This is a genomic window from Enterococcus sp. FR204 (assembly GCF_031143325.1).
In the GTDB taxonomy this organism is placed as follows: Bacteria; Bacillota; Bacilli; order Lactobacillales; family Enterococcaceae; genus Enterococcus_B; species Enterococcus_B faecium.
This window is the reverse complement of record NZ_JAKZIW010000006.1, coordinates 1-15,030: the sequence shown is the minus strand read 5'-3', so window position 1 is coordinate 15,030 and position 15,030 is coordinate 1. Positions and strand designations below refer to the sequence as shown.

General features: G+C 38.5%; 13 protein-coding genes and 1 pseudogene. All 14 read left to right on the top strand.

The genetic code is table 11. The features are described 5' to 3' along the window. The first annotated feature begins 11 nt into the window (after positions 1 to 11). The 14 genes and pseudogenes from RG571_RS02745 to RG571_RS02680 all read left to right on the top strand — a co-directional run bounded on the left by RG571_RS02745 (position 12) and on the right by RG571_RS02680 (position 14,465). Positions 12 to 1,364: an FtsK/SpoIIIE domain-containing protein gene (locus RG571_RS02745; protein ID WP_258430259.1), complete on the top strand. Its 1,353-nt coding sequence runs from the start codon at positions 12 to 14 to the stop codon at positions 1,362 to 1,364. A 237-nt stretch (positions 1,365 to 1,601) separates the two neighbouring features. After that, on the top strand, positions 1,602 to 2,249 hold the full coding sequence (locus RG571_RS02740) for an ArsR family transcriptional regulator (RefSeq protein ID WP_010718217.1): 648 nt from the start codon (positions 1,602 to 1,604) through the stop codon (positions 2,247 to 2,249). 230 nt (positions 2,250 to 2,479) lie between these two features. Then, complete coding sequence (gene trxB, locus RG571_RS02735) at positions 2,480 to 3,406, top strand: thioredoxin-disulfide reductase (RefSeq protein WP_308947501.1); 927 nt, start codon at positions 2,480 to 2,482, stop codon at positions 3,404 to 3,406. Positions 3,407 to 3,419: 13 nt separating this feature from the next. Continuing rightward, entirely contained in the window at positions 3,420 to 3,728 is a 309-nt protein-coding gene (trxA, locus tag RG571_RS02730; protein WP_010718215.1) for a thioredoxin, read from the top strand. 112 nt (positions 3,729 to 3,840) lie between these two features. Continuing rightward, positions 3,841 to 4,969, top strand: a pseudogene (gene dcm, locus RG571_RS02725) (DNA (cytosine-5-)-methyltransferase). After that, entirely contained in the window at positions 4,959 to 5,249 is a 291-nt protein-coding gene (locus tag RG571_RS02720) for a hypothetical protein (RefSeq protein ID WP_010739401.1), read from the top strand. Before dcm ends, RG571_RS02720 begins: the two are co-directional and overlap by 11 nt. A gap of 260 nt (positions 5,250 to 5,509) precedes the next feature. Beyond that, complete coding sequence (mobT, locus tag RG571_RS02715) at positions 5,510 to 6,691, top strand: MobT family relaxase (RefSeq protein ID WP_010718212.1); 1,182 nt, start codon at positions 5,510 to 5,512, stop codon at positions 6,689 to 6,691. Between the two features lie 93 nt (positions 6,692 to 6,784). Beyond that, positions 6,785 to 7,006, top strand: a complete 222-nt coding sequence (locus RG571_RS02710) for a hypothetical protein (protein WP_010718211.1) — start codon at positions 6,785 to 6,787, stop codon at positions 7,004 to 7,006. Between the two features lie 12 nt (positions 7,007 to 7,018). After that, positions 7,019 to 7,522, top strand: a complete 504-nt coding sequence (locus RG571_RS02705; RefSeq protein WP_010718210.1) for an antirestriction protein ArdA — start codon at positions 7,019 to 7,021, stop codon at positions 7,520 to 7,522. Positions 7,523 to 7,581: 59 nt separating this feature from the next. Then, on the top strand, positions 7,582 to 7,971 hold the full coding sequence (locus RG571_RS02700; RefSeq protein WP_081185903.1) for a conjugal transfer protein: 390 nt from the start codon (positions 7,582 to 7,584) through the stop codon (positions 7,969 to 7,971). Then, on the top strand, positions 7,958 to 10,405 hold the full coding sequence (locus RG571_RS02695; RefSeq protein ID WP_195193599.1) for an ATP-binding protein: 2,448 nt from the start codon (positions 7,958 to 7,960) through the stop codon (positions 10,403 to 10,405). The genes RG571_RS02700 and RG571_RS02695 overlap by 14 nt, the downstream gene beginning before the upstream one ends. Positions 10,406 to 10,409: 4 nt before the next feature. Beyond that, positions 10,410 to 12,533 (top strand): FUSC family protein, encoded by a 2,124-nt coding sequence (locus RG571_RS02690; RefSeq protein WP_208773252.1) that lies wholly within the window; start codon positions 10,410 to 10,412, stop codon positions 12,531 to 12,533. Beyond that, positions 12,530 to 13,537, top strand: coding sequence for a lysozyme family protein (locus RG571_RS02685; protein WP_010754258.1), 1,008 nt, complete (start codon positions 12,530 to 12,532; stop codon positions 13,535 to 13,537). Before RG571_RS02690 ends, RG571_RS02685 begins: the two co-directional genes overlap by 4 nt. A gap of 16 nt (positions 13,538 to 13,553) precedes the next feature. Further along, a complete protein-coding gene (locus tag RG571_RS02680; RefSeq protein ID WP_010718205.1) occupies positions 13,554 to 14,465 on the top strand; it encodes a conjugal transfer protein in 912 nt (303 codons plus the stop codon). The last annotated feature ends 565 nt before the right edge of the window (positions 14,466 to 15,030 follow it).

The window sequence follows — 15,030 nt, the reverse complement described above, 5'->3', positions numbered from 1 at the left end:
AAAACATCAAATTGTACAAAGGACATCGGATACGAGCAAGCGATCAACACTTAATTTATCACTTTGTTCTTGGATGGTTAATCGCTTTGTTCATTGGCTGGATGAGCATCTTTTGTTTTCAAGAGCTTAGGCAGCTAGATATTTCTAAGCTATCACTTTCCACTATTGAAATCACTTGGGCTATGAAAGATTCAGTCCGTCTGCTTGGAAGTCTGGCGCTTTCGGGAAGTCTAATGTTATTTTATATTCATTTTTTTCATGATCACTGGCGAAGTCTGTGGCATCGACAAAAGCTAGCCCGGATGATTCTGGAAAATCATTGGTACGAAGTGAAACAAACCCAGAGTGAAGGCTTTTTCAAAGATTTGGATAGGAGCCGAACGAAGGAGACCATCAGTTACTTCCCCAAAATCTATTACCGTATGGAGAACGGCTTGATTTCCATTCGTGTCCAAATATCATTAGGAAAGTATCAGGATCAGCTTTTAAAGTTAGAAAAGAAGTTGGAGAGTGGGCTGTATTGTGAGCTAGTGGAAAAGGAACTCAAGGATTCTTATGTGGAATATACTTTGCTTTACGATATGATTGCCAATCGAATTGGAATTGAGGAGGTGGTGGCAGAAAATGGAGCTTTGCGATTGATGAAAAATCAAGTGTGGGCGTATGATTCCTTACCTCATATGTTAATCGCAGGTGGCACTGGTGGTGGGAAGACCTATTTCTTACTCACCATTATCGAGGCTTTGCTGAAATCTGATGCAGAACTATTTGTTCTTGACCCAAAAAATGCGGACTTAGCCGATTTAAGCACGGTAATGACTCACGTATACTCCCAAAAAGATGAAATTTCTACTTGTGTGGAGGATTTCTATGAACGCATGATGGCTCGTAGTGTGGCGATGAAAGAAATGCCAAACTACAAAACAGGAGAGAATTATGCGTATTTGGGACTTCCGCCCAACTTTTTAATCTTTGATGAATACGTGGCTTATATGGAGATGTTAACAACGAAGGAAAGTGCGGTGATTTTGAATAAGCTCAAGCAAATCGTGATGTTAGGTCGTCAATCTGGTTTCTTTCTGATTTTAGCTTGTCAAAGACCGGATGCGAAATATTTAGGAGATGGGATTCGGGATCAATTTAACTTCCGTGTGGCCTTGGGAAGGATGAGTGAACTCGGGTATTCCATGATGTTTGGTGAGGTTGAAAAAAACTTCTTTATGAAACGCATCAAAGGACGAGGTTATGTGGATACAGGCGGGAGTGTGATTAGTGAGTTTTATACTCCTTTAGTTCCAAAGAGTTATAACTTTTTAGATGCCATTCAGGACATAATACAAGTAAATCTTAAATCTAAAGAATAACGCTAAAATACAAACCGACATTTAATCTGTTTTATTTTCTTAATCTATTTTTAGAGATAAGGTAAATATCATGAATTTCTAGAAAACAAGATATAAATTTATGTCAAACAGGAGAACAGTATTGAAAGTAAAAAACTCAAAGCAATTGACAATACGTGATTAAATGGATACTATTCAACTTATTAATTGAACTATTTTAGTAGAAGAGATTGAAAATCTTAAAGGAGAAAAATTGAGATGAATCACACTAATAAAGAGTTATTTGAACAATATTCTTTGATGGGGAAAGCTTTAGCTAATTCAAATCGTTTGGAAATCATGAGCCTTCTTATGCAATCTCCAAAAACAGTTGAGAATATTGCAAAAGATACTGATTTATCTGTTGCGAATGTCTCCAAACATTTACAGACCCTTTTGAAAGCTCACTTAGTTAAAAATCAAAAATATAAAAATTATATTTATTATCAAGTTTTTGATGTGAACATTGAGAATATGTTGACGCTCTTTTTTGAAACCGCCCAAGATCAGCTTGTTAAGCGAAATGTGATTAAGCAAAATTTTGAAAATCCTAAAGAAGACGATTACATTTTGACGATTGAAGATTTAGAAGAAAAGATTCAGGCAAAAGAGGTTGTACTGATTGATGTAAGACCTTCAGAGGAATACTTAACTGCCCATATTCCTGGTGCTATTTCGATGCCTGTGCAAGAGTTGGAAAGTATGATTAATCACTTACCGAAAGATAAAGAAATCGTTGCTTACTGCCGTGGGCCGCATTGCTTGATGGCAAAAGAGGCAATTGCGATTTTAGAAAAACATGGTCGACAGGCTGTTCGACTTAGCGAAAGTGTAAATGATTGGAATTTACATCATATCTCTCATTGATAGAAAGAAATTGAAACTGCCTATTAATTAGGCGGTTTTTTTCTTGATACAAATATTTTGCCAGAGAAATATATTTATGTTAGTATTCAACTCGTTAGTTGAATAGGTTTTGAATTAGAAATTGTGGAGGAATGTAAATGGAATTAGATGTAATCGTGGTAACGTAGGAACAAAAAATCATGATTAAATTAGAATCTAAAGTGATAAATTTTTAAAGGAGGTTACCTATGATCTATGATGTAGTAATAATTGGGGCAGGACCCGGAGGTATGACCGCTGCTTTATATGCAGCACGTTCAAATCTTTCAGTGTTGATGTTAGAAAAGGGGCTTCCTGGAGGACAAATGAACAATACTGCAGAGATTGAGAACTATCCAGGATTTGAATCTATTCTAGGACCAGATTTATCCATGAAGATGCTTGCTGGTACAGAAAAATTTGGTGTCGAGTTAAAGCATGATACTGTTGAGAAAATTGAGAATGGTGGCAGTATAAAAATTATTAATGGCTTAAATGAAATGTATCAAGCCAGAACGATAATCATTGCCACAGGCGCAGTTCATAAAATGCTTGGAGTAAAAGGTGAAGATTCTTATTCAGGAATGGGTGTATCGTATTGTGCGGTATGTGACGGCGCGTTCTTTAGAAATAAAGAACTATTAGTAGTTGGTGGTGGAGACTCTGCGGTGGAGGAAGCTATTTACCTAACACAATTTGCCTCTAAGGTAACAATTGTCCATCGAAGAGATACCTTAAGGGCACAAAAAATACTTCAAGAACGTGCTTTTAATAACGAAAAAATTTCTTTTGAATGGAATGCTGTAATTGAGGAAATTAAGGGAAACCAAATGAAAGTGACCTCAGTTCAATTAAAAAATCCAAAAAACGATCAGTCGAAAGAAATTACTGCTGACGGAGTATTTATTTATGTCGGTTTAGATCCTATTACCCAACCATTTACAAGCTTAGAAATTGTAAATGATAATGGATGGATCAGAACGGATGAGAGAATGCGGACTACCATTCCTGGTATTTATGCTATTGGAGATGTGAGGGAAAAAGTATTACGTCAAGTTACAACAGCTGTAGGTGATGGAAGTATTGCAGGTCAAGAGGCATATAAATATATTGAAGAAAACTCAAAAATAAATGTATAGAATAGGTGAAGAAATGAAAAAAATTAATGATCAACAATTTAAAGAAGAAACAAGTCAGGGATTAGCATTAATCGATTTTTGGGCTCCATGGTGTGGTCCATGTAAAATGCAGGCTCCTATTTTGGATGAATTAGAAGCTGAGATGGGTGATAAGGTATCAATTTTTAAATTGAATGTGGATGATAATCCAGTTACGGCTAGTGAATTCGGTGTGATGAGTATTCCAACATTAATGATAAAAAAAGACGGTCGGGTTGTTGACAAGCTTGTTGGCGTACATGACAAAGAAACTTTAGCAAAAATATTGAATGAGTTTGCTTAATTAGCAAAAAAATTAATTATATTTGGATAGAAAATGTGACAAAGTGAATAGCCTAGTAGCCAAGAGCAAAAAATGTTCTTGGCTTTTTTCTTTGCAATGAATGAGGTGATTTATGACATTTTTAGATTTATTTGCCGGGATTGGTGGTTTTCGCTTAGGTATGGAACAAGCGGGCCATCACTGTATCGGCTTTTGTGAAATTGATGAATTTGCTAGGCGTAGTTATAAGGCAATTCATGATACTAGAGAGGAGGTGGAAATGCATGACATCACAAGTATATCAGACGAGTTTATTCAATCCCTCGGACCAGTGGACATCCTTTGCGGCGGATTTCCGTGCCAAGCTTTTTCAATTGCGGGAAAGCGGCAAGGATTTTCCGATACTCGAGGTACTTTATTCTTTGAAATCGCTCGGTTCGCCTAAGTTTCTATTCCTTGAGAACGTCCGAGGGTTGCTCAATCACGAAGGAGGGGCTACGTTCGAGACAATCCTCCGAACGCTGGATGGATTGGGGTATGATGTGGAATGGCAGGTGTTTAACTCAAAGGCCTACGTTCCCCAAAGTCGCGAGCGGGTCTTCCTTATCGGACATTCTCGAGACGCATGTACCGAACAGGTATTTCCTATCATTGGATCGTCTCCAACATCTGATCAAAACATCAGAAACTTAGTAAATATCAATCCTTCCAATCGTGGAATGGGGGGCCAAGTCTATGGTTCAGATGGTGTAGCACCAACCTTAACAGGCGATGAAGGAATCAAAATCGCATTGCCGGTAAATGAGGGGATTTCAGTAGCCGGTATGTTGCCGGGAAATTTTGAACAAGGTAATCGGGTTTACGAGGTGACCGGAACAGCTCCCACTTTGTCAACGAAACAAGGTGGAACGAAGATCATGATTCGAAAAAATAAAACAGAATATCAAGAGGTGAAGCCAGGGGACAGTGTGAACCTGGCTTTTCCTAATTCCACAAGTCGCCGAGGACGTCTGGGAAAACAAAGTGTGCATACCTTATTAACAGGAGACCAACAAGCAGTCGTCACAAATCAGTATCAGATTCGGAAGCTAACACCTAGAGAGTGCTGGCGGCTTCAGGGCTTTCCAGACTGTGCTTTTGATCGGGCAGCTCAAGTCAATTCAGATAGTCAATTGTACAAACAGGCCGGAAACTCTGTGATAGTTCCGGTCATTTTTGATATTGCCAGAAGATTAAAGGAGGTGGATAGGCATGATTTATGATGAGTTGATTGGAGAAATCTACTGGGTGATTGGTAAGATTCAGTCAGATTCAGAACTAGAAGAAGAATTACGCCGGCTCAATTTTGATATTTGCAAAAATGGGGTGAAAGTCCCTGGTGATTCATATGTAATGGACGAGGAAACCGATGCTCGAATTGAGCTGAATCAAGTCATCAGTGAATTGGAACGGATTGCGGATCATGCAAAAGAATCGAATATCCGTCAAGACTTGTTTGAGATTAAGGCAGAGTTGGAAATTGGGGGCATTGCCGAGGAGTAACCGCCAAATAAACCAACTGATAGGCGCTGACCGCGGAGGATTTGCGAAGCAGAAATCCTCCGTGGTGCTGTGCCTGTTCATGGACGGCGCCAGCCGGCCATGATGTCTCACCCCCCGTATCTAACAGGGGGGTACAAAAACACAAAAAATAAGCAAGCAACGATTAAGAATTGCTGGTATATCAAGGATAATTAGTATTTTTAGAAAATGTGAACTCAAGTTGGATAGTTCACATTTTGAAATTTGGTGGTGAATCATCAATGAGAAGAAATTTTACAAAAGAACTATTGAAGGAAAAAAGGAAGGAGTATAAGGTCACTCAAAACAAATTGGCAATAGCTTGTGATTTATCACGAGAGTATCTCAATAAAATTGAGTCGGGAAAGAAGGTTCCGGCTAAAAGTGTCATGAGAAAGATTTTTCAACAGCTAGAAACGTTCAACCCTGATTTACCTTTAACTTTGCTATTTGATTATGTACGCATTCGATTTCCAACTACAAACGCACGAAAAATTATACAAGAGGTTTTGCATCTAAATTTTGATTATATGCTTCATGAGGATTATGCCTTTTATTCTTACCAAGAACAATATGTTATGGGAGATATTGTAGTGATGGTATCTCAGGAAGAAGACAAAGGTATTCTCATTGAAATGAAAGGACGTGGTTGTCGGCAATTCGAAACATTTTTACTTGCGCAAAAAAGAAGTTGGTATGATTTTTTTGAGACAAGTTTAAAGTTAGGCGGCGTGATGAAACGATTGGATTTGGCAATCAATGACCGTGCAGGATTACTGAATATTCCCTATTTAACCAAAAAATGCCAAAACGAAGAATGTATTTCCTTGTTCCGAACCTTTAAAAGTTATCGGTCGGGGGAGCTGTTGAAAGCTGATGAAAAGGATGGCATGGGGAATACCTTATATATAGGCAGTCTCAAAAGTGAGGTTTATTTTTGTCTCTATGAAAAAGACTATGAGCAATATATCAAACTAGGGATACCTCTCGACCAGACAGAAACGAAGAATCGGTTTGAAATTCGGTTGAAAAATGAACGTGCTTATCACGCAATTATGGATTTGATGAAAGGGAGAAGTATTGAGAGCACTACGTTTTCAATCATTACTCGCTACATGCGAATTGCAGACAAGGTACAAGGAAAAAGAAGAACCAACTGGCCTCTTAATGAAAAGTGGGGCCGATTTGTCGGTCGAAATCGTAAAGAAATTCAATTGACCTCAGAGCCAAAGCCGTACACGATAGAACGAACTTACAACTGGTTAGGAAGGCAAGTCGCCCCTACTTTAAAAATGACGATTGAATTGGATCGTATTAGAGGAACCTCTTTTATTAGTGACATGGTATTAAACGCCGAATTATCTGAACGGCACAAAAAGATTTTAGAACAACAAAGTATGGCAATTGAAAACTTGATTGTATGAAAAGAGGAATTTTGATGGAAATTGGAAAGATATGTTATTGGTTTTTGGTGGTAGTGGCGGGTCAAGCAATGGAAAAGAAAGGAAAGTGATGAAATGAATTTCGGACAAAATTTGTATCAATGGTTTTTGACCAACGCCCAATCTTTAGTCTTACTGGCGATTGTAGTCATTGGTTTATTTTTAGGATTTAAGCGAGAGTTTTCTAAACTGATTGGCTTTTTGGTGGTTGCCTTGATTGCGGTAGGTCTAGTCTTTAATGCTTCTGGTGTGAAAGATGTCTTACTGAATTTGTTTAATCGAATCGTCGGTGCATAAGGGGGAATCATGATGGAACAGATGCGTATTTATATCGCGAATCTTGGAAAATACAATGAAGGTGAGTTGGTGGGGGCGTGGTTTACCCCACCTATCGATTTTGATGAAGTGAAAGAACGGATTGGATTAAATGACGAATATGAAGAATATGCGATTCATGATTATGAACTGCCTTTTGAGATTGATGAATATACGCCAATTGAGGAAATTAATCGGTTGTGTGGCTTAGCGGAGGAACTTGAAGGAACACCAGTTGGTGAAGTTGCTTCAGAGATTCAACACGCTTTCTTTAATTCTTTTGAAGAAATGGTAGAGCATGTGGATGATATTGTCTATTATCCGGACTGTGATGATATGAGTGATGTAGCGTATTTCTTGATTGTTGAAAATGGTGATTTTGGCGAAGTACCAGAACACTTGAAGACGTATATTGATTTTGATGCGTGTGGTCGAGACTTGGAGATTGGGGGAAATTATTTGGTAACGAGTCGAGGTGTTTTTGAGTATCCATATTAACAAAATTATTGAAGGGTAGTTGATTTCTAAACTATCCTTCTTTTTAAAGGAATGATTTGATGAAGAAAATAAAAAGTTATACTAGTATCTGGGCAGTTGAAAAAGTCATATACGCGATTAATGACTTTCAGCTGCCTTTTCCTGTGACCTTTAACCAGATGGCTTGGTTTGTTTTGTCCTTGCTGTTTGTCATCGTATTTGCCCATGTGCCTCCGCTGTCTATGATAGAGGGGGCTTTTTTAAAATACTTGGGCATACCGGCGGCGGTTATGTGGTTTATGTCGCAAAAGACCTTTGACGGCAAGAAGCCATTGGGATTTTTACGGTCCTTTATCAGTTATCACTTGCGGTTTAAGGTTACTTTTGCAGGAAAGAAAGTCAAAGAAAAGAAGAAACGATGGGATGAACCTGTCACTTTGGTAAGGAGTGTAAACTATGTACCCGATTAAGTATATCGAGAATAATCTTGTCTTTAACCAAGAAGGCGAGTGTTTTGCCTACTATGAATTAGTGCCTTATAACTATTCCTTCTTATCACCTGAACAGAAATATCAAGTACACGATAGCTTTCGTCAATTGATTGCCCAGAACAGAGAAGGCAAGATCCATGCCTTACAAATTGCCACAGAAAGTAGTATTCGGGCCACGCAAGAACGATCGAAGAAAGAGATTACCGGGCGACTCAAAGAAGTTGCATTACAACGAATTGATTTACAGACAGATGCATTAGTATCTATGATTGGCGATAGTCAGATTGATTATCGCTTTTTTATTGGCTTCAAACTGATTGCGACAGATGAAGAGGTCAATCTAAAAAGTCTCAAAAAATCTTTCTTTTCTGGGATTCAAGAATTTGTCTATGGGGTGAATCATCATTTGATGGGGGATTTTGTTTCTTTATCCAATGAAGAAATTCGCCGGTATACTAAGCTTGAAAAATTAATGGAAAGTAAATTAGCTCGGAGATTTAAAGTCAGACGAGTCACACCGAGTGATCTGACTTACTTGATTGAACATATCTATGGTGAAAAAGGTACACCATTTGAAGAATATGAATTTCAGCTGCCAAAGAAAAAGCTGAAATCAGAAACGCTGGTGAAACGTTATGACTTATTACGTCCCAGTCGTTGTTTGATTGAAGAAAAGTCCCGTTACTTACGGATTGAACATGAAAATCACGAGTCTTATGTCGCGTATCTAACAATCAACACGATTGTGGGAGAGATGGAATTTCCTTCCTCGGAACTTTTTTATTACCAGCAACAACAATTCACGTTTCCTATCGACACGAGTATGAATGTAGAGATTGTCACCAATAAAAAGGCACTTGCCACCGTTCGCAACAAGAAAAAGGAACTGAAAGACTTAGACAACCACGCCTATCAATCCGACAATGAGACCAATTCGAATGTTTTGGACGCTTTGGATTCAGTAGATGAACTAGAAACCACCTTGGATCAGTCCAAGGAATCCATGTACAAATTGAGCTATGTGGTTCGAGTGAGTGCAGAATCAGTTGATGAACTAAAACGCTGCTGTGACGAAGTCTTGGATTTTTATGACGATACCAATGTAAAAATAGTCCGGCCCTTTGGCGATATGATGGGTCTACATGAAGAATTCTTACCTTCTAGTAAGCGATATATGAATGACTATATCCAATATGTTACGTCTGATTTTTTAGCAGGACTTGGTTTTGGCGCCACTCAAATGTTAGGAGAATTGGAAGGCATTTACTTTGGTTACAATGTAGATACGGGGCGCAATGTTTATCTAAAACCGGCATTGGCTTCACAAGGGGTAAAGGGGTCAGTTACCAATGCACTTGCCGCAGCTTTTCTTGGTTCTCTTGGTGGAGGTAAATCCTTTAGTAATAATCTCTTAGTCTATTATGCCGTCCTTTTTGGTGGTCAAGCTGTGATTGTCGATCCAAAAGGGGAACGTGGTGGATGGAAAGAAACCTTGCCAGAAATTGCGGATGAAATTAATATTCTCAACTTGACTAGTAAGCCAGAAAATCAAGGCTTACTTGATCCCTATGTCATCATGAAGAAAAAGAAAGACTCAGAAAGTCTAGCGATTGATATCCTGACTTTTTTAACAGGAATTTCTAGTCGGGATGGGGAGAAGTTTCCTGTTTTGCGCAAAGCCATTCGAACCGTTACTCAAAGTGATCAACGAGGGTTACTACAAGTTATTAATGAGCTTCGAAAAGAGGGCTCAACAGTTGCGGAAAATATCGCCGATCATATCGAGTCCTTTACCGATTATGATTTTGCCCATTTGCTTTTCTCAGATGGTTCGATTACCCAGTCGATTAGTTTAGATAAACAGTTAAATATCATTCAAGTAGCGGATTTAGTTTTACCAGATGCAGAAACCACTTTTGAAGAATATACCACCATGGAGTTGCTTAGTGTTTCTATGCTAATCGTCATTTCCACTTTTGCTTTGGACTTCATCCATAGCAACCGAGAAATTTTCAAGATAGTGGACTTGGATGAGGCTTGGAGTTTTCTTCAAGTGGCACAAGGAAAAACATTATCGAATAAGCTCGTTCGTGCTGGGCGGGCCATGAATGCCGGAGTTTATTTTGTTACGCAAAATAGTGATGATTTACTGGATGAACGCTTGAAGAATAATATCGGGTTGAAGTTTGCGTTTCGCAGTACCGATATTCATGAAATCAAGAAAACCTTGGAATTCTTTGGCTTGGATCGAGAAGATGAAAGCAATCAAAAACGCCTGAGAGATTTGGAAAACGGTCAGTGTTTAATGCAAGATTTGTATGGGCGAGTAGGTGTGGTTCAAGTTCATCCAGTCTTTGAAGAACTCTTCCATGCTTTTGATACCCGTCCACCTATTCATGAGAGAATGGAGTGAGGGGATGAAAAAGAAACTTTTTCGGATTGTGGGAATCGTTTTTATTAGCATCATCACTCTGACAGTTCTATTGAGTTTAGTCGGTACGATAGCTGAGGCAACTGGTCTGGTTGATGATACAGTTGAAGCCGGAAATCTTTATTCCCAATATTCACTTGGTAACTATCAGTTGGATTTCTTTGTGGATAGTTCATGGGATTGGCTACCGTGGAATTGGGGCGATGGCTTAGGAAAGAGCGTAATGTATGGTCTTTATGCCATTACTAATTTCATTTGGACGGTGAGTTTGTATTTGTCGAACGCCACGGGTTATGTGGTTCAAGAAGCTTATAAACTAGATTTCATTTCGGATACGGCTGAAAGTATTGGAAAGAATATCCAAACATTGGCTGGTATTACTGAAAATGGACTCCAGACCTCCGGATTTTATTTTGGGTTTCTATTATTGATGATTTTAGCTCTAGGGGTGTATGTGGCGTATACCGGATTATTAAAACGAGAAACCACGAAAGCAGTTCGAGCCGTGATTAATTTTGTGATGATTTTTCTACTTTCGGGTTCTTTTATTGCGTATGCGCCTACCTATATCACAAAAATTAATGACTTTAGTTCAGATGTTAGTGAAGCGGCTCTTAGCCTTGGGACCGAGATTGTTGTACCCAATTCAAAAAGCCAAGGAAAAGATAGCGTGGATTTGATTCGGGATAGTTTGTTTTCAATTCAAGTCCAGCAGCCTTGGTTACTCTTGCAATTTGATGATTCCAATATAGAGGAAATTGGCGAAGATCGGGTCAACAAGATTCTATCCGTGAGTCCGGATGAAAACAAGGGCAAGGATCGGGAAGAAGCGGTCAAAGCGGAGATTGAAGACAATGACAATGCGAATCTAAGTATAACCAAGACCATGAGCCGCTTAGGGACCGTGATTTTTTTGGTGCTGTTCAATATTGGGATTTCCTTCTTTGTCTTTCTTCTGACAGGAATTATGTTGTTTTCACAAATTCTCTTCATTATCTTTGCGATGTTTCTACCTATTAGCTTTTTATTGTCGATGTTGCCAACTTATGAAAGTTTGGGGAAAAAGGCGATTATTCGCTTATTCAATACGATTATGATGCGAGCGGGAGTGACCTTGGTTATCACCACGGCATTCAGTATTTCTACCATGTTTTTCAATATTTCAGCGACCTATCCCTTCTTTATGGTAGCATTTCTGCAAATTGTGACTTTTGCCGGGATTTATTTCAAATTGGGGGACATTATGAGTATGTTCAACCTCCAAAGCAATGATAGCCAGTCAATGGGCAGACGTGTCATGCGGAAACCGCAAATGTTGATGAATCGTAAACTACGGCAACTTAATCGAAATGTTGGGCGAACATTGGCTTTTGGTGGTGGTGCAGCAGTTGGTGGGAAACTAGCAAAAGATCAATCAAAAACCAGATCGAAGTCTTCTGGTTGTTCTCCACGAAAGAATCCATCATTATCTAACAATAAAGAGGTAATATCTGACCCGAATAAGGAAAATCCAATCTCAAAAAATAAGAAACAATCTCGAATGAATTTGGCCGGAAGAAAAATCGGCAAGGTACTAGATACCCAATCAATGGTAAAAGCCAAAGCACAACAAGTAAAGGATCAAGTAAGGAATACACCAACTAATTTGAAATACAATCTGCATAAAGAAATCGAAAAGACGAAAAAAGCACCAGAAGAATTCAAGCGTGGACTTGTCCAAGAAAAAGCGAATCGAGCGGAGTTGCGAGAAAAACAACGACAACGTAGAGATGAAAAAATGGCTGAAAAGCGGAAAGTATTGGGAAATTCAGCAAATCGTCATAGAAAAGGTAGGAGCAATGTTCCGATAAAAGAGGAATCCAAATCTCAGAAAAGTAAGATACCAAAGAATGTACCAGCCAATCGAATTGTAAAAATGAATTCGAATCCTGAAATCAAAAGAAGACTCTCAAATCAAAAATTGAGTACGAAAGAAAATAATCAACCAGTAAGAAAAGTGACTCCTATCCAACAGGCGAAGAAGCGATCTATTCTTGCAAAAGCAGGCAATCGAAAAGTACAAAAAAGAGTGAGTCATCCTCCAAAACTAAGGCCGGGTGAGACTAAATGACCATAAGAAATTTGAGTACAATCTCGTTGGCAATCCTGACGATTTCTTTCATGGGCATCTTGATGTGTGTCGGCTTATTATTTGGTGAGGATAGTGAAGGAAGCAACAGTTCTGGTACCTCTCCCGGTGGCAGTAGTGTCTCAGAAGAAGTATTAAAACATCGGTCACTGGTAGAAAAGTATGCCAAGGAATCGGACATTTCAGATTATGTACCGATTCTTTTGGCGATTATTCAAGTGGAGTCGGGTGGTACAGCAAAAGACGTGATGCAAAGCTCTGAATCAGCTGGCTTACCACCTAATTCTTTAGATACCGAGGCATCCATTAAACAAGGGTGTTTCTATTTTGCTTCTCTGGTTAAACGAGCTAAAGAGTTAGGCTGTGATCAAGATAGTATCATCCAAGCCTATAATTATGGTGGAGGCTATATAAATCATGTCGCAAAAAATGGAAAGAAGCATAGTTTTGCTTTGGCGGAATCCTTTTCAAAAGAAAAATCAGGTGGTCAAAAAGTTGATTACCCCAATCCAATCGCCATTAAAGAAAATGGCGGGTGGCGCTACAACTACGGAAATATGTTTTATTGTTTGTTGGTGAAACAATATCTGACCACGATACAGTTTGATGATAAAACAGTCCAAGGGATTTTTGACGAGGCATTTAAGTATGAAGGAATGGCTTATGTATTTGGTGGATCAAGTCCCGCAACGGGTTTTGATTGCAGTGGCTTAACTCAATGGTGTTATGCCAAAGTTGGTCTGAAACTTCCACGGGTGGCACAGGATCAGTATGATGCCATGAGTCATATTGACCTAAAAGATGCCAAGCCAGGAGATTTAATTTTCTTTCACTCAACTTATGATGCTGGTACTTACGTGACTCATGTCGGCATTTATGCAGGAGAGAATCAGATGTTCCATGCGGGAGATCCAGTGGGCTGGACGAATCTTACCGAACCCTATTGGCAGCAACATCTTATCGGAGCCGGTCGATACAAACAATAGAAAAGAGGAATGGAAAATGAACATAAAAATTGAACGAAGTCAGAAGGAGAAGACTCCAAAAAAGAAGAAAGAACGAGTAATTTCAGTGGGCAAGCATCGAAAAATGGTTCTTGTCCTTTGGTTTTTATTGTTTTGTAGTCTCGCTTTTGGGATATACAAAAATTTCACAGCAATTGACCGACACACGACTCATGAGAAAGTGGTTGTGAAAGAAAAAATAGTGAATACTTCTGGTGTCGAGAACTTTACGATTGATTTTGCGAAGGAGTATTTTTCTTGGAAGAATGACAAAGAAGCCATCGAAAAGAGAATGACTACTCTTGAACAATATCTGACTGAGGAAGGGGTGACTTTAAGTCAAGATATGGTTCGAGCGGATATTCCCACTAGTTCCGAAGTTCAAGTAGTAAAAATTCTAGATGTTGAGAAGCACTCAGAAGAATTTGTTATTTCATTTTTAGTGGAGCAAAAGATTACAGAGGGGAAAAAGACACAACAGGTTTTTTCTGCATATCAAGTGAGGATATTTGAAGATAAAAAAGGCAACCATATTGTGACGAGTCTGCCTACGATGATTGGAAAACCAGAAAAAGTGAAGTATGAGGAAAAACCAGTGGCAAGTGATTCAGAAATTGATGCCAAAACAGCGGAAGAAATCACTGAATTTTTAGAGACATTTTTCAAGCTTTATCCAACTGCATCAGAAAAAGAACTTGAGTATTATGTAGAAAATGATGTTATGCGACCAATCAATTCGAATCTTAAATTTGTGGAATTAGTGAATCCAATTTATACACAAAATGAAAAAAGTATTCAAGTGAGAGTTGATGTAAAATACCTTGATACTCTATCAAAAGTAACGAATTACTTTCAGTATGAATTGGAATTACAAAATGATGGAAATTGGAGAATTATTGTCTCTGAATAAAAACAAGTTAGAATAATAGGTGAATGATGTTATTGTTGGTAGAGTGAATTCACCAAGTAAGGTGGATCAATCATGGGGAACCGTATCATAAATGATGCGGTTTTTTAGTATTAATTTCTGAGATTAATATTGATTTAATGGTTTTTTTGGAAGGGAACCGCAGGAGAAAATGATACGAGTGTCCTAGTTAATCTGTATCATTTAGTGGAGCAAGGCTAAGTAATGCGTATGAAATCAAGGTTCTATAATATTTTGTGTTGGTGGAAAATCGAAACCGATTTTCTGCCAACACTTTTTTCTTGTATGCAAATCAAAAAGAGACTCACAAAAGAAATAAGCATCTGTATCTGTTCATAAAACTGTCTCCTAAGTTTAGTGTCAATTTATTTGACGGATATTTATAAGTTACTATCGGTTTGGATTGGTAACACTAAATTGGGAATAACTACATCCTTGACTTGGGATGTAGCAGTACGCTCTTAGTGCTAAAATTGAAAATCATAATTTGATGCTACTGCCGGGAGTTATTCGGCAGACTTATCCTACACACTTACATTAAACAACA